The organism is Dysgonomonas termitidis (genome assembly GCF_054657735.1).
This window is the reverse complement of sequence record NZ_BAAHYD010000003.1, coordinates 472920-491953: the sequence shown is the minus strand read 5'-3', so window position 1 is coordinate 491953 and position 19034 is coordinate 472920. Positions and strand designations below refer to the sequence as shown.

General features: G+C 39.9%; 14 protein-coding genes and 1 pseudogene. 1 reads left to right on the top strand and 14 read right to left on the bottom strand.

Annotation, left to right across the window (positions count from 1 at the left end; translation table 11 throughout):
* Window positions 1–25: 25 nt before the first annotated feature.
* From ACYQ3L_RS23275 to ACYQ3L_RS23210, 14 genes and pseudogenes are all read right to left on the bottom strand, one after another.
* The gene (locus ACYQ3L_RS23275) at window positions 26–1054 is read right to left on the bottom strand and encodes a radical SAM protein (RefSeq protein ID WP_379994241.1); all 1029 of its coding nucleotides are present in this window, start codon (window positions 1052–1054) and stop codon (window positions 26–28) included.
* Window positions 1047–1946 (bottom strand): carboxypeptidase-like regulatory domain-containing protein, encoded by a 900-nt coding sequence (locus ACYQ3L_RS23270; RefSeq protein ID WP_379994242.1) that lies wholly within the window; start codon window positions 1944–1946, stop codon window positions 1047–1049. Before ACYQ3L_RS23270 ends, ACYQ3L_RS23275 begins: the two co-directional genes overlap by 8 nt.
* Window positions 1943–2779 carry an energy transducer TonB gene (locus ACYQ3L_RS23265; protein WP_379994243.1) on the bottom strand — a complete coding sequence of 279 codons (837 nt, stop codon included), beginning with the start codon at window positions 2777–2779 and terminating at the stop codon, window positions 1943–1945. The genes ACYQ3L_RS23270 and ACYQ3L_RS23265 overlap by 4 nt, the downstream gene beginning before the upstream one ends.
* 405 nt (window positions 2780–3184) lie before the next feature.
* Window positions 3185–4039 (bottom strand): glycerophosphodiester phosphodiesterase family protein, encoded by an 855-nt coding sequence (locus ACYQ3L_RS23260; protein ID WP_379994244.1) that lies wholly within the window; start codon window positions 4037–4039, stop codon window positions 3185–3187.
* A gap of 27 nt (window positions 4040–4066) precedes the next feature.
* On the bottom strand, window positions 4067–4930 hold the full coding sequence (locus ACYQ3L_RS23255; protein ID WP_379994245.1) for a hypothetical protein: 864 nt from the start codon (window positions 4928–4930) through the stop codon (window positions 4067–4069).
* 19 nt (window positions 4931–4949) lie between these two features.
* The gene (locus ACYQ3L_RS23250) at window positions 4950–6185 is read right to left on the bottom strand and encodes a YdcF family protein (RefSeq protein ID WP_379994246.1); all 1236 of its coding nucleotides are present in this window, start codon (window positions 6183–6185) and stop codon (window positions 4950–4952) included.
* Between the two features lie 28 nt (window positions 6186–6213).
* Window positions 6214–7746, bottom strand: a complete 1533-nt coding sequence (locus ACYQ3L_RS23245) for a RagB/SusD family nutrient uptake outer membrane protein (protein WP_379994247.1) — start codon at window positions 7744–7746, stop codon at window positions 6214–6216.
* Window positions 7747–7771: 25 nt separating this feature from the next.
* Window positions 7772–11368, bottom strand: coding sequence for a SusC/RagA family TonB-linked outer membrane protein (locus tag ACYQ3L_RS23240; RefSeq protein WP_379994248.1), 3597 nt, complete (start codon window positions 11366–11368; stop codon window positions 7772–7774).
* Between the two features lie 220 nt (window positions 11369–11588).
* Window positions 11589–12635: a FecR family protein gene (locus ACYQ3L_RS23235; protein ID WP_459952488.1), complete on the bottom strand. Its 1047-nt coding sequence runs from the start codon at window positions 12633–12635 to the stop codon at window positions 11589–11591.
* A 189-nt stretch (window positions 12636–12824) separates the two neighbouring features.
* Window positions 12825–13412, bottom strand: a complete 588-nt coding sequence (locus ACYQ3L_RS23230) for an RNA polymerase sigma factor (protein ID WP_379994250.1) — start codon at window positions 13410–13412, stop codon at window positions 12825–12827.
* A gap of 383 nt (window positions 13413–13795) precedes the next feature.
* Window positions 13796–14245 carry a hypothetical protein gene (locus ACYQ3L_RS23225; RefSeq protein WP_379994251.1) on the bottom strand — a complete coding sequence of 150 codons (450 nt, stop codon included), beginning with the start codon at window positions 14243–14245 and terminating at the stop codon, window positions 13796–13798.
* Between the two features lie 14 nt (window positions 14246–14259).
* Window positions 14260–14706, bottom strand: a complete 447-nt coding sequence (locus ACYQ3L_RS23220) for a GNAT family N-acetyltransferase (protein WP_379994252.1) — start codon at window positions 14704–14706, stop codon at window positions 14260–14262.
* A gap of 7 nt (window positions 14707–14713) precedes the next feature.
* Window positions 14714–15115, bottom strand: coding sequence for a WG repeat-containing protein (locus tag ACYQ3L_RS23215; protein WP_379994253.1), 402 nt, complete (start codon window positions 15113–15115; stop codon window positions 14714–14716).
* 39 nt (window positions 15116–15154) lie between these two features.
* Window positions 15155–15278 (bottom strand): annotated as a pseudogene (locus ACYQ3L_RS23210) (VOC family protein); the annotation flags it as partial.
* A gap of 579 nt (window positions 15279–15857) precedes the next feature.
* Here ACYQ3L_RS23210 and ACYQ3L_RS23205 point away from each other — a divergent pair.
* Entirely contained in the window at window positions 15858–19016 is a 3159-nt protein-coding gene (locus ACYQ3L_RS23205) for a SusC/RagA family TonB-linked outer membrane protein (RefSeq protein WP_379994254.1), read from the top strand.
* Window positions 19017–19034: the final 18 nt, after the last annotated feature.

The following is a 19034-nucleotide window of genomic DNA, read 5'->3' as shown; positions in this document are numbered from 1 at the left end:
TTTTTATAAAGTAATTATTGAAAAATCAGATTAGTTCCGCACATGTCAATATAGGATCGACATGCTCCAATCCTAATCCGCATTGCTCGGAAGCAGCACGGCAGCCTCCGCGGCAAGTATCCCATTTGTTACATTTACTGCAATACTCAGGGACAGTTTCATTCCACGAATTGGCATATGGGGAATACAGGATTTCTCTTAAATCTTGTTTGTAGATATTTCCTGCCACTACGGGTGAATGATTACAAAGACGAATATTTCCGTTAATATCCATCGTTATAGGCTTTTGTAAGACATTATCCGAACAATGGCCGAACATGATGTTTGTATACTTCTCCGGATCAAGTAAGCAATCGGGAGAACATACATTGGATGATATTACCAAGCCCAGCTCCTCAGCTTTAGTATTAGCGATCGTAAATGCTTTTTTTAATTGACTGTGGTTAGCCGAAACAGAAGCCGGATCAGCAGTACCGCATCCTCCGATATTGTATCGGTTCATCATGATTCGTCTTAAACCTAAATCGGCAATAAAACCCAGGGTATCAGCAAGGACTTCTACATTGTATTTCGTCAATACAATCACAGGAACCGGATAACCGCCTGTACTTTGTGCTGCCCGAACAGAATTGATAGATTTCTTCCAACTTCCGTTTACCTGCGTAATGTAATCATGTACAACTTCGTCGGCAGAATGTATAGGGAACTCAAACAGGGTAATCCCCATAGCTATCATATCTTTATAATCATCTGCTGTACCTTTGAAACCATTACTGATAACCGTAACGGTTTTACCATCCATCCGGCAAAAAAGAGCAATCTCTTTGATACGTTGAGCAATAAAAGGTTCTCCTCCCGTAAGGGTAATGTTACGAACATCCGCTTGCGCAAAAACTTGTTTGAGGGCTTTGATTGCCTTATTGTATGAATTGAATGTTTGATGTTCAGCACCGGGTATCTTCCAGATATTGTAACAGTAACGGCAAGCAAGATTACACTTATCAGTCAGTTCTAAAGCAATGTTATATAATTGTAATCTTTCCTTATTATTCATAACCAAAATTCAGGCTAATAGTCATCGTTGTTTTAATTGGCTTACCATCATAATGGATTCCCGGTTCCCATGCTCCAGACAACGATAAAGCTCTCAAAGCTTCTTTATCCGCTTCCTTTGACAATTTCCCTATCACTTTCTTATCTGCCAATCTCCCTTTTTTGTCAATGGTAAAACTAAGGATGACTTCTCCTTTGATTTTATCTTTCTTCATCTGTTCACTATACCGGATATTACTCTGCACCCATTTTTGGAAGCTTTCAATATCACCGGCAGGAGAAAGCGGTTTTTTAGATATTTCATTATAAGAAACTCTAGTTATTGTATTCCCTCGGGGTGAATATATATCATCCCGGAATCTTGAACTACTAACTACAATGACTTCGTAGCAAAGAATCATTTCCGAATCTTTCATTGTTATTATCGCTTCTCCACCACTCATTGATGAAACAGATATTTCTCGACTTTCCATACCAACAAAAGAAAATACAAGCTTATCTGTAGGTTTAGCCTTAATACTAAAAGTCCCGTTTATATCAGATACGGTTCCAACTGTAGTCCCTTTTACAAGGATTGATACCCCGGCAATAAATTCTCCTTGTTGATCGTTTACTCTTCCCTTTATTTCTATCAGACTATCGTATTTATTACTCTGGTTTTCCGAAGATGTTATAGCCTTAGTTATTATTTCTTTGTTTTTAGATGTACGAGGAGGTATCGTATCATAACAAGGCATCTCAGCTTTTCTCTGTGCATGAGCAGTTGTCCCTGCTATGCTAATAATCAATGTACCCAGCAACAATTTATACTTGACAAAGATCGGCGATCCGTTTGTTTTATCCGCAAGAAAAGAAAACAGGCTAAATAATATGTTATATGATTTGAGTTTCATCCTATGTCACCATTAAGCTTTATTGTTATTGTTATTCTTGTTTTTACCGGAACTCCGTAGAGCTGTCCCGGTTTCCATCTTTTAGATTTAGAGACTACTTTAAGAACTTCTTTATCAGCTTCTCCTGATGGGCTTTTTACAATCTTTTTATTTATTACTTTTCCTTTTTTATTTATAACAAAACTTAGGATAACGTCTCCTTCAATTTTGCTTTTTCTCATTTGTTCGCTGTATTGAAGGTTACTTTGAATCCATTTTTCAAAATCTTCAAGATTACCAGCAGGAGATATCGGCTTTGTTGTTACCTGGTCATAATAGAATTCCCTTTCTTCAGGGCCGGAAGCATATATATCATCGTTGCTATACGGCATATTGACAATACCATAACACATGATGCCTGCAAACTCATTCGAAATATTTGTATTTAGTGGCTTGTTTATTATAGAATCTATGTTTAATGGAGCTTTGGTTTTTATTACAGGCTCTTCAATGACCTGAACTGCATAACAAGTAATAGCGGAACGATCTTTTACTATCGATCTACGCCCTACAACAACTACCTCTTTAATATCCAGAGTATCTGAGATCTGTGGTATTTTAGTTGAATCAACAGCGACCTTATAGCAGGATGCCATCTCTGAATGAAGAGGTTTTCGAAGAGGAATCGTATCATTCACGGTTTCTTTTTTTTGAGCTTTTGCTGATATTCCTGCCAATCCAATAATAAGTGTTCCTAACAGGAGCTTATATCTGACAAAAAGATTAGCCCCATTCGTCTTATCGGATAAAAAGGAAAACACATGAAATAGGGATTTGTATAATTTGAGTTTCATGATATGTTTTTATCAATTAGAACTATTAGGATATTCTATTCCATAAATGTAGTGTTTTTTGCTTATGCTCATTATATAATCGTCAGGTAAATATACCTTAAATATTCCCGGTTTACAATGATATCTTCAGTTTACCCGCATCGGGATATTGACAGAACACTTTTCCACCGTTATTAAATACAACCCTATTCTATCCTCACTTATTAAAATAATATCGTATTGAATGAAGAAAAAATAGATTACAAAGCCCTACAAAGGGCAGTGGATATAGCTATATAAAAGAAATCGAAGCTATGCCGCAAGCATATCAAACAATGATGATGGGCAAAGGTCTTAGCGGAGGGCAGAAACAACGTTTACTGATAGAAAGTGTAACTGTAACGGTTAATTTCTAGTGAAATATTCTTAATCATGCCTATTTTTTCCCTTCAAATAGTCCAGCATCAATAGAGGGCGGTCGGTTTGCAATACTCCTGCGCCTAACTCATTAATTAAATACCCCCAGGTACCATCAGGATCTTCCAATGCCCTGTCGTCGCTGTGTCTACTGCTAAGGGAGTCCCAAAGAGAATTCATCCAGATTACAGAATTTGCTGTTTGTAGCTTTTCCTTTATTTGCAGCAATAATTCAGGGTTTTCTTCCTGAAAGCAGATTTCGTAATAGGGATATTTTTTATCCAGTAGAGAAGCGATGGGATCAAGCGTTGTCTCCTTTTTCAGTGTGATGATCTGCATGAATATCATCTTGTCCAGAATGTCACCATATAGTGCTTTCAGTTCTTCATACGGTTTATCTGATTTGATAATAGCCTGTTTAATTGTACCTGTTTTTTCCAGAACTTTATAAACATCATCGAAATAAACATCGCCCTTGTCTATATTAACCATGATACGATCTTTCGCGGTCAGCATCGCTTCTTCCAAAGTTGGAATTTGGAAATCCGTTACCCGGCCCAGACCGTTTTTGAGGCGCATACCGCGGATTTCTTCCAACATAAAATCGCTGACTTTTCCTTTGCCGTTGGTAGTACGGTCAATCGTCTTGTCGTGCATCAAAACCAAATGGCCGTCTTTGGTTCTGGCAACATCGATTTCGACAATATCCACTCCCATTTTGATACAACTCTCAATGCCTTCAAGACAGTTTTCGGTATAGTTACGCCAGTCGCCCCGGTGGGCAGCAACCAACACTTTCGGGTTTTGTGCTATGATGAAGCTGTAGCACAAGAAAAATAATAGGACACTACATATTCTTTTCATTATCATATATTTAAAATTCCTTTATTATTAGCGGGCCGGATCAAAATCAAAAATAAACACATTATTACTGCGGGATGAAGACACTGCTATTCCCTTACTGTCCGACAACATGCAAAAGCCTTCCAGTTCGTCCCTGTTTTCAAAATCAATTACCTGAATGATTGATTCCTTATGGGTTTCCAGTGACTTTTCCAAATCAAGTAATGTCAGGCGCCATTTCCGGCCTTCTTCCTGATTTTGTACCAGTACAAGGATATTTTTGTCTGCTATCCAATGCAGGTTCTGTACCCAGGGCGTACATGGAAACTTGTCATATAATATACCGCTTTCACTTGTTTTTGAAGCTTTTTGCAAAAGATCATAGCGGTACAGCCGTACCTCGTTGCCATTATTTCCGTAATCGGACGTTACAACAAAACGCTCGCCTTTATATTCGATGTACTCAGGGCGGGTTCCCTGTATAGCCATATCATCTGCGACTGTGTTTATAAGACTTTTATCAAGCGTTTGTGTTTCAAGCAATTTATCCCAGTCTACGAGGTAAATCGTAGCAAGCCACTCTTGAGGATTCCTGGCATCACGCACAGAATTCCCGATAAAAGCTTTCCCATCGTAATAAGCAATGCCGGTAGGATGATTAATAATATTCTTTTTGCCAATCGTAAACCGGCACTCTCTATTCATGTAAACCAATACGCCATCTTTATATTCATATTCCCTGATGATACCGGTTTCCCTGTCGCCATACAAATAGACGCGGTTATTTATCCTGCCTACCCCTTGGCATGCACCAAGGGAATCCACTGAAAATAAAGAGCTGGCAGAAGCATGCTGGCAGTAAGCCGGTATCGTAAAAACGTATATAAAAACAAACAAAACAATAGATTTCATATCTTTAAATATAAGACAGTTACGGATCAAGCGGGTCTCGTTCCGGATTTATTTGCAGGGCTGTTATTTGTGGAAAAAATTCGAGAAACTGCTCACTTATCCTTTTTCCCAGCTCATAAGGTTTTACTCCCATTTCATTCAGACAGCGTTTTGCAAAATCGGGACTGGCCACCGAAGATATATGACTTTCCGAAGATGAGATCAGAGCACACTTATTCATCGGAATACCTTGCCTGAACATAATGCGTACAGTATTCCTCACATTGGTAGTCGTATGGCGTGCATGCGGTTCCATAAGGATTGCATGTTCCGGAACGCCGCATTCTTCCATCAGGTATTTCTTCATATAAAAAGCCTCGCTATTAGGCGTTTTATACGGATGAACCCTTCCTCCGGAAACGACAATGAACGGTGCCACTCCTTGCCGGTATTTCAGTGCGACCATCTTTAACCGTGGCCTGATATCCCTGTTTAAAGTGGAAACATATTCATTGGGGCCGGAACCGAGCAACAAGATTATCGAATAAGGATACTTATCCCAGTCTGTCCCGTGGATATGCTCATAAGCTTTTTTATTCACAGTTTCGGACAGCGGCTCAAAGTCAACAGCTTCATTTCTCTCATTGATACTCAGGAACAACAATGCTGCTTGCAGGGAATTAGCATAGAATAAATTATTATCTTTCAGAAATTCCAATAGATATCTTTTACTCTCAGTCAACATGTTTTGATGTCTGGGACTGTTACGGACAAAACTGATCGAATCGATACGCGGATAATAAGGTTTTTGTCCCTCTCCGTAAACATCAATTACGCGGTTAATTCCCCGTGCATCCTGTTCCCAGGCTTTTACCAACAAATCAGCTCCGCCCGGAGTTTCATATTCATAATAGCATCCTGAAGGTTTCAGATGATTTGATACAAGTCTGCCCAATACATTATCAGGACGGTATAATTCTTTTAATCTGTTGCTGACTACATTTATTTCAATATCGGTGAAACGTAATGAATTTACTATATTCAGCATATTCCCGGCTATTTGTAAATCATCGTATTTCCTGTGTGCTAAAGCTGAAAGGTCTTTATCATTTCTAAATATTACTTTCATTTCATCAGAATGCTCAATCAACGAGACAAAGTAAAAATTTTTGGATTCAATTTTCTGAGGATTGACGATTCTGTAACTGGCATCGGCCTGGGCATACCCTGCTGCTGAAAACAGCAACAGGGTGCATAATATTTGTATTATTTTCATTGTTCTTAGCAATTAAAAAAGAAAAAGCTTATTCATATCCCTCATTCTGGTACATGCCTTCCGGATTCAGTTTCCATTCATCGAAAGGAATAGGATAGTAAAGGTCTTTCTTTCCGAAGTTCATCGGATTGGAAAGGCCGAAATCCGTCCGTGTTTTGCTGTGGAAAAATGTTTCCAACTCCGAAATATTAAAGTTACGCAACAGATCATACCAGCGATGGTTTTCAAAAGCCAGTTCTACCCTTCTTTCATGTAATATGGCTAATTTCAGTGTCGGGTATTTTGATTTATAATCAGCATCGTTTTGCATATCCTCATAATGTGGAAGCCCGGCGCGTTCGCGAACCTGATTAAGCAGCCCGACAGCACCCGCTTCATCACCAAGGTGCATATAGGTTTCTGCCAGCAGCAGCATAACATCAGCATAACGCATCAGTACCCAGTCGTTACCACCATACCCAAGCGTTCCTGCACCTGCACTTGTATCCCTGAATTTGGCTATATAATAACTATTGGAATATACGGAATATTGCACCGACCATTCTTTGCGGATATCATCTTCTTCATATTCTTTTACCAAATCGGACGGCAGGAATACCGTTCCGGTTGAGTTATACTGGGAAAGAAGCCTTGAATCGCGGGGTTGGTTCCCTCTGGCTTTACTTGAGCTATAGTCCTTGTCGCCACGTATATACACAATCTGGAATATCAATTCCGGACAAGTATCCTTTTTCTCCACATCGAACACATCTCTGTAAGGAATTTCGTTTAGCTTGCCGAAAGTACGCATATTATAAGCGTCGGTCAGGTGTTTTTTTGCCGATCCAAGATAGTTTTGCCGCTGGCCATCATCCAGGGTTGTAGCCATTGTAAGATACACTTGTCCTAACAAGGCATTAATCGCAGCTTTGCATGTACGCCCTTTTCCCGATACTGGCTGAAGATCCGGAAGGCTTCCTGCATCCAGAGATTCAGTAAGGTCTTTTATTATCTGCTCATATACTTTCTCTTTTTTTTCGCGAAAAGTGTACTGCGCTACTTCGTCGGAAGAGGTTAAATGGGTAACGCTCAAAGGGACATCCCCCCATTTCCTGACAACATGAAAATAAACCAGGGCCCGCAGAAATTTAGCCTCCGCCTTATATTGTTTACGCAGGTTTTCGTCTGAAAATTTCACATCGTCAATATAGGTAAGTACGAAATTAGCGTTGGCAATGGCTGTGAACATCCTTGTCCAATGTGTTTTCAGATATGTATTGGTAGGTAGCAGGGAATAATCTCCAAACTGGAAAGGTTCTCCCGCACTCGACTGGTTATCCTGTGTACTGATATTATCAGAGCGTTCTTCCGTATAGGCTGTACTGCCCTCGCCCAGACAATAATTATCGCGTATGGAACGATATACTCCGTTTACAGCCCGCAATACATCATTTTCGTTTTGAAAATATTCGGAAGCAGTAATTTTATTCGGATCTTTTTGATCCAGAAAATCATTACAGGAATTGAAGAAAAAGCCTGTAACGAAAATAGCTATGATTATACTGATATTTTTAATTTTCATAAAAATAGGATTTTAAAGTAGTGAATTAAAATGATAACTGAACCCCTGCCTGAAATGCCCGCATTAAAGGGTATTTACCGTAATCGACGCCGGGAGTCAGGTTGCTTCCGTTGTTATAGTCCACTTCCGGATTATAACCTTTATATTTGGTAACGGTGAAAGCATTATCAACAGCTAAATACAATCTTAGTGAAGAAATATTATTATGAGTCATCTTCGCTATATCAGGCAGAGAATACCCCAATGTTATGTTCGTACATCTGAGGAAGGAACCATCCTGCAAATAGAAGGAAGACAGGCGCGTACTGTTACTCTGTGTACCACCGCGCGAAGCACGGTACACCTTTCCATTACCCGGGTTTTGCTCGTTACGGTAGCGTTGCGCCACATCTTTGTAGTTGTTACCCGAACCCTCCATATTGTATATATAATAATCCTGTCCGTCGAGCACTTTATTCCCCTGCGAACCGTTGAAGGAAGCCGAAAAATCAAATGCCTTGTAATTACTTGTCAGATTGAATCCATAGATAAAATCCGGATGAGGAGAGCCTATTATCTCCTTATCTTCGTCAGTAACAATCCCGTCACCATTTGTATCATTAAAGTACAAGTCGCCGGGCATAAGTTTGGCTGTCTGGGCTACCGAACGGGGAGGTCCTTTGATTTTGTATCCATCTGTGAATTTTCTGGTGGATGGATTATAATGGCTGTCGTCTTCGGCCAGATTGGCCATATCCGATTCGCGTACCATACCGGCTACTTTGAATCCGTAGAACATTCCGATAGGTTGGCCTTCCTCGGTGATATGTGTCATGTATGAACGTTCTGCTCCGTTAGTCAGAATCGTACCTGCCTGGCCTAAGTCAAGAACCTTATTGCGATTCACGCTGATATTACCTCCTAATTTGAGGGAAAAGTCTTTTGTATTCACAACCCAACCATCGACCTGGACATCTATACCCCGGTTGCGGATCTTCGAATCGGGCAAGTTGGTCAGATAACTGGTACTACCGGAAATAGCCGATATGGATTGGTTAAACAACAGGTTGTAAGTATGGCTGTTATAATAGTTGGCTATCAATGAAAGGCGTCCGTTGAAGAGACTAAGGTCAAACCCGGTATTAAGCTGAGAAGTCGATTCCCATCCCAAACCCCGGTCTTTAAAGGCCTCAGGATACATCGCCGTTAATACGCTATTACTTCCATTTGGTACTCCCACAGGTGAGCTCATAACCTGCGTATGATTATAGTTACCTATGTTATTGTTACCGCTCAATCCCCAACTGGCCCGTAATTTAAGCGAAGATGACGCGCCGAAAGCTTTTTGATAGAAATCTTCTTGCGAAACAGTCCATGCACCCGATACAGACGGGAAATAACCCCAACGGTTCAGCGGGCCGAAAAGTGAAGATCCGTCTCCGCGGAATGAAGCCGACAGAAAATAACGGCTCCGGAAACTATAAAGCATTTGGGTGAAATAAGATGCCATTGTCCAAACAGACTTGCGTGTGTTGCCGGTAAGCGATATATCACTAGCGTTGGCACCGTGTCCGGTGAGTTCAGGGATATAATCATCCTGATAACCCGTCCCCTTGACTTCCAGTATGTCCGATTTATTCTCTTGGAGGGAAGCACCGGCAACGCCCTGTATCAGATGTTCGCCCAGTTGCTTATTATAGCTTAGTGTAAATTCGCCCAGGTAATCGATCATATCATAACTCCTGCCTACGGCATTAGCTGCGGCCTGCGCCTGAACAGAATACGGAGGATTTACACCGCTTGTCAGGCTTGTCGGACGATAAAAATCGTATTTTTCGTTGTAGGTATACATACCCAGGTTGGCTTTGGCTACAAGGCCATCGAACAGTTCATAGGTTCCAAACATATTGTATGTGCTGCGCTGCCCTGTGCGGCGAATGATCGTCTCGGTGGCCATAGCCACGGGATTGTCTATATCATTCTGGAATGAAAACTCGCTGGAATACGAGGCCATTTCGTATTTAGATAATGATCCGTCTTCATTGTGTGATTTGAAAATAGGAAGATATACCAACGCGGCGAGTATAGGCCCCTGATGAAACCTTCCTTCCTGCACTTCTCTGTTACTGGTGCTTGTCAATGCAAAATTTGCACCTGCCTTGAAGCGCTGGCTTACATTCATATCAATGTTGCTGCGGAGGTTAATCCGGTTCTGTCTGGTAGAGACAATGATACCTTCCATGTTCTGGTAGGAACCACTGAGGTTGTAACGTATGCCGCTGTTTCCGCCTGTGATATTCAGGTGGATGCGGTTACCTTGCGCAGTTCTGTAAAGCTCATCCTGCCAATCGGTATCGTATTGCATTTTTTTTACGCTTTGTGTTGCATAGTCATACATCCATTCGGGAATATTAGCCGTACTGTTGTTACTTCCGATCCTTTGTGTACGTTGCGAGTTGTTATCGCTTCTATAGGAATCATCCCATAGTTTTCCGGCATTGACAAGCAAATCGCGATAGGTATTGTTATGGGCATCGACAAACAGCTCGGCAAACTCCTGTGCATTGAGCAGGTCTACTTTTTTGCTCAGCTGTCCGATAGTATGCTGGTAATTAACATCTACTTTTACTTTACTCTCCTTTCCCCGCTTAGTGGTTATCATAACCACGCCACCAGATGCACGTGAGCCATAAATAGCTGCCGATGCTGCATCTTTAAGTATCTCTATTGATTCTATATCTTCCGGATTGAGAGATATATCTGCATTTGACGGATAGCCGTCTATCACATACAAGGGATCGGATGAGGCGTTAACAGAAACGGTGCCCCTTACACGGATTTTTGTACTGTTATAGGGGGCCCCACTCACCTGGGAAATCTGCACGCCGGCCACCTTGCCAACCAAGGCTTGCCCCATTGACGGAGTAGTCAGGTTCAGTTCTTGATTTTTCACGCTTGAGACGGCTCCGGTAAGATGTGACTTACGGATAGATTGATATCCCACTACAACGATTTCATCGAGCACCTGCCTGTCCTCTTCCAAAACAATGTTCAATACCTGCTCGTTGCCGATTATAATTGTTTTTGTTGAAAAGCCGACATATGAGAATTGCATCGTATCGCCCGGTTTAGCTTGAATACTAAACTTACCATCCACATCGGTAACGGTTCCTGTCGAAGTTCCTTTTATGGTTATACTAACGCCGATTAAGGGTCCGCCTGTGTTATCTGTTACAGTCCCGGTACGGCGTGGGTTTTGTTGAGTTTGAACATGGGATTGCGAGTGTGACTGTGCAGGCTTTTCGCTGATTGCCACATTGTTTCCTCGCTGTGTGTACTGTAGATTACTGTTATTCAACGTACGTGAGATGGCATCGTTTACAGAAATGTTGTTTGCCACGATAGTGACTTTATTTGCGACATACTTGTTGATGTCCTCGCCATAAGTGAACTTTACGCCGCTCTGTTTCTCTATTTCTGCAAATGCAGTTTCCAGTGAGACATTGTTAACATTCATGCTGATTTTCTTTGCAGCCAAATCCTGACTTTGAGCCATTACAGGCAGCAGCAGAAAAAACAGGTTCATGCCCGCAAGTAAAACTTCTTTTTTACTGCGTCTAAAAAATGTTTTGAAAAAATTCATACCTTTGTTGAGTTTTTGTTTTTATGGATGAATATTATATTATTCATAAATTCACCTGCCGCCTTGGCAGTAAGGAGCGTCCTGTTCGTAGCAAGGCGCTCTTTTTATTCTTAATACGTTATGGTTTTTCTATAACTAATTGATAATTATTGTATATATCAAATCCTGGATGTAATGTCTATTGTTTGGCTATGTTTTCATCTCTTTTTTAGTTTATTGATTAGTAAATTTTATAATGTTTCTCTCCTGATTTTCTGTATCTGAAATTCCCGGCAATACTGAGTAATTCCATGATTGTTTCCACCTGTTCTTCAGATGCAAATACTCCACGTATACGACGGATACCTATTTGCCGGTTGGCAAACTCGATATCTATTCCGTAACGCCTTTCCAGTTGTTCTGCAACAAGGTTCAACGGCTGTTTATCAAAAATAAGCACGCCTGTTTTCCATTGTTCGAGGGTGGCAGGATCTATCTCTGTCCGGGTGTTTTCCCCTGTTTCAGAATTATGCCGCACCTGTAGTCCACGTGTAAGCAGGGCCACTTCCTGTCCATTACTGCTCACACTCACTTTACCCGTTGCCACGGAAATCTCCTGCTCTTGTCCGCTGAATGCCGTTATCTTAAATGAAGTACCCAGTACACGGGTTTCTATACCGCCAGTACGTATGATGAAAGGCCGCTGTTCGTCCCGTGTGACATCGAAGAATGCTTCGCCGGAAAGTTCTACACCCCGATGCTTTTTAGCAAACTGTTCGGGATACTTTAATGTGCTTCCTGCCGCCAGCCAGATTTTCGTACCATCCGGCAGAAAATAAAGTTTAGGTATTCCGCCGGGGTTGGCCAGTTCAGCGTATTGCACAACCTGTGTCTTGCCGTCCGATAAACCCGTATAGTCAGAATTATTCCACAGCATTACATTTGTTAGTACTATCACACTCACAAATATGGCGGCAATGCTACTCCAACGCAAGATTGTTCTGCTAAAAAAAAGACGGTTTCTCCTTTCATGGATTGCGATGCGCTGTTGCATCACAGGCTCTAATGAGCGTACCCATTCCTGCATGGAGATACTAGGAACTGGCGGATTATCCAACTCGTAATTTTCGCGTTGCTTTATCAAATTGAAAAGTTTTATATACTCCACCTCATTTTCTAACAGTTGGTTTACCTGCAAAAACTCCTCTCCAGTACAACGACCATCCAAAAATTTCACGAACAAATCCTGATTCTCTTCCATAGCATATTTGCGAGCTTTAAGTAGCACTTCATTTATATAGATGCTAAAAACACCCGTACCCTTGTCATTGGAAATTTAAAAAAAACATTTTTCTTAATTGATTAATAGTAATACATTGATTATTAGTAGCATTTAAATAAAGAAGAGTTTGTGAAGACACATAAAGGCCGTCCGCTACTATCCATAGCGGGAGAAAAATGAAAAGTAGTTATGGATTTAATGAATAGATGCGATAAGAAGTATTAAGACTGAAATGTATTCTTTCATATTTGTCCGCAGACCTTCCAATGCAGCGACCATATAGTGTTCTACTGCACCTATCGAGAGATTCATTTTCTTCGCAATTTCAGGGTAAGTAAGGCTTTCATACCGACTTAATACAAATGCTTCACGACGGCGGGGAGACAATTTTTCAAGGGCCTTGTTATAAATATACCGAATGTCAGCTATCAGAAGATAGCTGTCGGTAGTAGCATGGTCTGTTTGTTGTATTTTTCCCACAACTTCCAGACTAACAGTAGCAGGAATCTCTTTACGAAGATAATATATAACCGAGTGATATACGCAACGGGACAAATAATTAAGGAATTTGCCATTTATTACTGTCCGCTCACGTTTATCCCAAAGATTGAAAAAACAGTCCATAACAAGTTCTTCCGCGACCATTTTGTCTTTCACATAGCGTGAAGCTATGCGTAACATTTGCGGGGTATGACGACGGAAAATCTCACTGAAAGCCTTTTGGTCATCATATTGTCGGCAACGTTCCCATAATTCCTTATCGCTTGTACTTTTATATTTCATCTCTAAGGGTTTCTCATTTCTGTTGCGAAAATAAGAGGATAATCTTAATGAGATATTACAGCAGAATTAAGTTACCGTTACATATTACAAGACGATAAAAAGCTGTCATTTTAACTTATTTTTTCTCTTGGCCGGCCGAATCTGTTTGAGCCTGCTCCCTTTTCTTATTTTCGGTAGTAAGTGCGCATTCTTAGCCTATATCTATTGTCGTGTAAGCCATAATAAAAGAGACTAATTACTGACATCAGCTCCATTCAGTAACGATCTGTACTTCCCCGAAATATCCAAATTTGATACAGTAAATACCGAGAATCCCGGGTCCCCATTACAGAAGCGGCTTTCTACAATAGTTTGCAGTTGTTCCACAGATAGAGGATAGTGTATTATGTGGTCTTATCAATTATATCTACCAAATGTTCAATGTCCTTTGCTATTAAGCCCTCCATGCTGTCCTTGTATTTTGAACATTCAATAGTTAAGACTTTCGTCTTAATTTTTGTGTTAAGCTCCTTTTTATAGGGCACAATATCTTCCAATGCTTTCAATTTCATCCGTACTGCCGTGGGTTTCTTATCTTCGACTTTTTCCAAAAGTTCATCTATTGTTTTTTCAATCTTACTGTCCACATCCCATTTTGCTTGTTTACATAGAAGTATATAGCCGCGTAACCTAACGCTATACTTTTCGCTGTATATCATATTCATAAACTCATCAAAATAGCGGTATAAAGAATTCGATGCCTCGGAAAGTTGTTCCAACTCTTTCAAATTAGCATAGTTTTCTTTCGTATCCTTATCATGTAAGGCTTCTATTTTTTCTTTCAGATCATTCATTTTGTGACGTAAATTTAATTTAAACTCTTTTTCAAATAAACCATGTCAATCAGTTGAACACCTTCTTCAATCATTATATGATCATAATTATCTGTAAAGAAGTTTTTTATCCGGTGGGACAACTCAAAACCACAACGTTTATAGAATGATAATATTGACGGAACTTCACCCGTACCTACAAGCATTGTTCTGTATTGACTTTTGTAAAAACTTGAAATATATTTAATCAATGTGTTTCCATAACCTCGCCTCTGAAACTGCTCATATACTGCAATATTTTTCAGTTCGCAGGTTGTGCTATTCTCCTCAGTAACGACACAAACAGCTTTCAAGTCATCATCGTACAAGGCAAATAAATCACCAGATTCGAGATATCGATCAATCATACTTTCCTGCTCATCGCCTAACAGCAATAGATCAAGAAACTGCTTCTTATTATCTGTTATCTGTTTAATTATCATTGCTCGTTTATTTAATTCTATTTCCGTCTATATCTATAAAGAATGTTTCGCCATTTAGCTTTACCTTTGCTTTACCCTCTTTAGTAAAATAGCGGGCATCGTCGTATATGAGAGGTATAACAACTTCTCCTGTCTGGTTTATAAAACCACATTTACCCTCTATAGATACTGCTGCCAATCCCGTTTTGGTAAACGAGTATGCCGGATTATATATACATGGAATAACTTCTTTCCCTGTTTTGTCAATGTAGCCCCACCAACCATTTAACTGAACTAATGCTAATCCTACGGAAAATAAGTGAGCATAGTCATATCTATACGGCACAACCACTTCGTGAGTTATTTTATCTACAAATCCCCATTTACCATTATGTTCTGATGGGACTAATTTTTGCACTTCGGACGCCATTACGGATTTCTTTTTAGTTTCTTGCTTAGCTATTCTTAATTACTCGTATTTCTTACTTTCTTCTATCAGCTCTTCACAACATTGTTCCGGAGCCAATGGCGAAAAAAGTTCGATTAAATTATCTTCAGGATCACGCAGATGTAACTGTACGCATCCCCCAATCAGCCGATACAGAATGCATAGATATTTATTAATCAAGAAAATATCGATTTTTTCGGTACAAACTCATAAATAGGTTCTGTATGCATTCTTTTTTGTACCAATCACTTACGCTAATATACGTGACATTGGTGAAAAAACGAAATATTTGTCGGAAAGTTTTGATAATATTATTTTCTAATTTTATTGGATCGTACTACCCTTTAGATTTTGGTTCGTATGAACAACCTGCCGGAACAGGAATTTCTATTTGTACATATTCTGCATCCCCTGTGAGGTTAAGAGTTGCCTGTAATATAGTAGTTTACCTTCTTTCAAATCTGCTGCGTTATCATTATTTATCTTGAAATGAAAGAGATATTAACTGTGAATCATATTTATAATAATATACTTGATTTACAAAATAAAAATATCTTTATTATTTAATTATATAAAAAATAACATCAGTTTGATGTTAAAAATAAATTATTCAAACAAAAAGACTTTTATATAATAAAATAAACTTCATTTTGATACAATATACATATCTTTACACGGCCGAGTATTAAAGAATGTATGTATAAGTTAATTTTAAGCAACTATTATGAAGAAAAGATTGTTTTTGAGTATGCTCTATCTTTGGGTAGGCATAGGGTTATTAATTGCTCAAACATCAAGGGTTTCCGGAGTGGTAACCGATGATAATAAAGAGCCAATCGTAGGAGCATCGGTATTGATACAAGGTACGACAATAGGTGTTCTGACTGACATTGATGGTAAATTCACCATTTCAGACGTGCCTGCTACCGCAAAATTTCTTAAAGTCTCATTTGTTGGAATGAAGACAGCGGAAGTGGCGATAAAATCTAATTTGGTAATCGTATTGAACGCTAATTCTGAAATGCTTGACGAAGTAATGGTTGTAGCATACGGAACAGCAAAGAAAAGTAGCTATGCAGGTTCAGCCTCGCTAGTAAAGTCCGATGCGATTCAAGACCTGCCCAATACCAGTTTTGAAAATGCATTGAACGGTAAGGTTGCCGGTCTTCAAATTACAAATTCGTCTGGTCAGGCAGGATCAGCTCCGAGCATCCGCATCCGTGGTAACGGTTCTATGAACGCAAGTAACGAACCTCTTTATGTGATAGACGGAGTACCTGTAGTGTCTGGAAATATTGGGCAAATGAGTAGCTATACATACTCAACAAACAATATCATGAATTCGCTTAATCCCGAAGATATAGAATCAATATCTGTATTGAAAGATGCGGCCGCATCTTCGCTTTACGGTTCGCGAGCTGCCAACGGGGTTATTCTCATCACTACAAAGAAAGGAAAAGAGGGAAAGCCTGTTGTCAGCCTAAAAGCGTCTATGGGTTATACTCCTTCGTGGGCAACAGACAACTATGAAATAGCAAGCACGCAGGAACAGGTGAATATGTTATATACCGTATTTCATGATTATAGTACTGCGGGTAAATCTCAGACCGATGCCGAAGCTAATACTTATGCATTATCTCAACTTAATAAAAAGTTTAACAAACATGGTTACTCATTCACTACTACAGGGACAGGCGCATATCAAGATGTAACCATTTCCGATTATGACAATTCCGGTAGGGCAGGTAAGTATTACGACTGGGAAGATGCCTATTTCCGCACAGCTGTTTATCAGACTTACGATTTAGCCGTGAGTGGAGCTACACCTGCAACAAATTACTATACTTCATTTTCTTATACCAAAGATGAGGGACGATTGAAAGTAAATAGTTTCGATCGTTTGTCAGGACGTGTAAATTTATCTCAAAAGGTTGGAAAATTCTTTGAACTCGGCACGAATGTGAATGTTGCGAGAACTTCGCAAAGTGGTTATAATGATACGCGCAGCACAGGGTTAAACTATTTTATGCAGACCCGTAACTTGTTGTGGGGACTTTATTGGCCTACCGATTATAAAACAGGGGATGTATGGACTACCAGATATGGAAGTTATGCTCAAAACGGAACTTACTACGATAAAGAGTGGGAAAATGAATCTATAAATACCCGGCTTTCTGCATCAGAGACAGTAACTTTACATTTGTTTCCGGGCTTAGATGTCCGTTCTATCTTTTCTTATGATAATACGGCGGTAAAAGATCATATTTATTATAGTGCTAATCACTTTAATGGTTCAGCCACCAATGGTACTGTTACCGAAATGCGCACTACTTACGAAAAGATGGTCTCATCCACTACAGCTGCATATAATACAGTGTTCGGTGTTCATTCGGTAGGTGCTTTAGTTGGTTTCGAAGCAGAAAAAAATAAAACGGATTTTGCTCGCGCTACAGGCGAGGGGCTTCCTACAAGTACTCTACATACTGTATCTACTGCAGGAACCCTCTCTTCTGCCGGCTATGACTGGGGTAATGCGATGGTATCAGTTTTGTCGAAGCTCGATTATAATTACGATCAACGTTACTTTGCCTCGGCATCGTTTCGTAGAGATGGCTCTTCGCGCTTAAGTCCAGATACCCGTTGGGGTAATTTTTGGTCAGTTGCGGGAGCATGGAAGTTATCCGAAGAGAGTTTTTTGAAAAACAATCCGGTAATTAGCGACTTGCGCGTTCGGGCTTCTTATGGAGTAAACGGTACTTTGCCAAGTAGTAATTACGGTTATATTAACTTGATGACTTATACAGATAAATATTTGGGAAATCCCGGAGGTTCTATCACAACATTAGCGAATAAGAATTTATCTTGGGAGACGAGCTATACCTCCAATATCGGCGTTGAATTTGGTTTGTTTAAGCAACGTCTGCGTGGCACATTAGAATATTTCAACCGTGATTCGAAAGATCTTTTGCAAGATGTGCCTATTTCTACAGTTACAGGTTTCTCTTCAACTTTGCAGAACATTGGTGAAATTAATAACAAAGGAGTGGAAATTGAACTTGCAGGCGATATTATTAGCAGTGGAGATTGGAAGTGGAGTGCTTCAGTTAATGCATCATTCATCAAATCTAAAGTAACGAAGCTTTATAACGGAGCCGAAATTATATGGGATGATCCGACCGGAGGAGATTCGCGCGCTCAATTTATCTATAGCGAAGGAGAATCTACGCTGGCGTTCTATGGTTATGAATGGGCAGGCGTAGACAAGACTAATGGTAAGAGTGTTTATTATGTCAATGACCCGGAAAATATGAAAACCGGTGATTTTGAATATAATGGAAAAGGTGCTACCTACGACTATACCAAAGCCAATTATAAAGTAATTGGTAGTGCCATACCGAAAGTAAGCGGTGGATTTAGTACGAATCTTGCCTATAAAGGCATTGATCTAGGCTTGAACTTTGTCTACAAAATTGGTGGTAAGCTTTACGACGGAGCTTACAAAGATGTTGCAGATGATGGTTATTATTGGGAGCGTATTCGCTCAAAGAGTTATTATGAAAATATGTGGACCCCGACTAATACAGATGGTACACAGCCTGCGCTTTCGGGTTTGGATTTGACTGATGCTATGCAATATAGCTCTCGTCAAATGCACGATGCGAGTTTTTTGCGATTGAAAACCTTTTCGTTAGGCTATAATTTACCTAAAATATGGACTACAAAAGTGATGATTAGTAATGCCCGTGTTTTTTTCAATGCTTCCAATTTGTTGACATTCTCCAAATATAAAGAAGCTGACCCTGAAGTAAACCAATATGGTACCCGTGGTTGGGAAACTCCTGTTGGGAAAACGTTTGTATTTGGTATTGATTTGAAATTTTAATGAAGGAGGACTTTGACA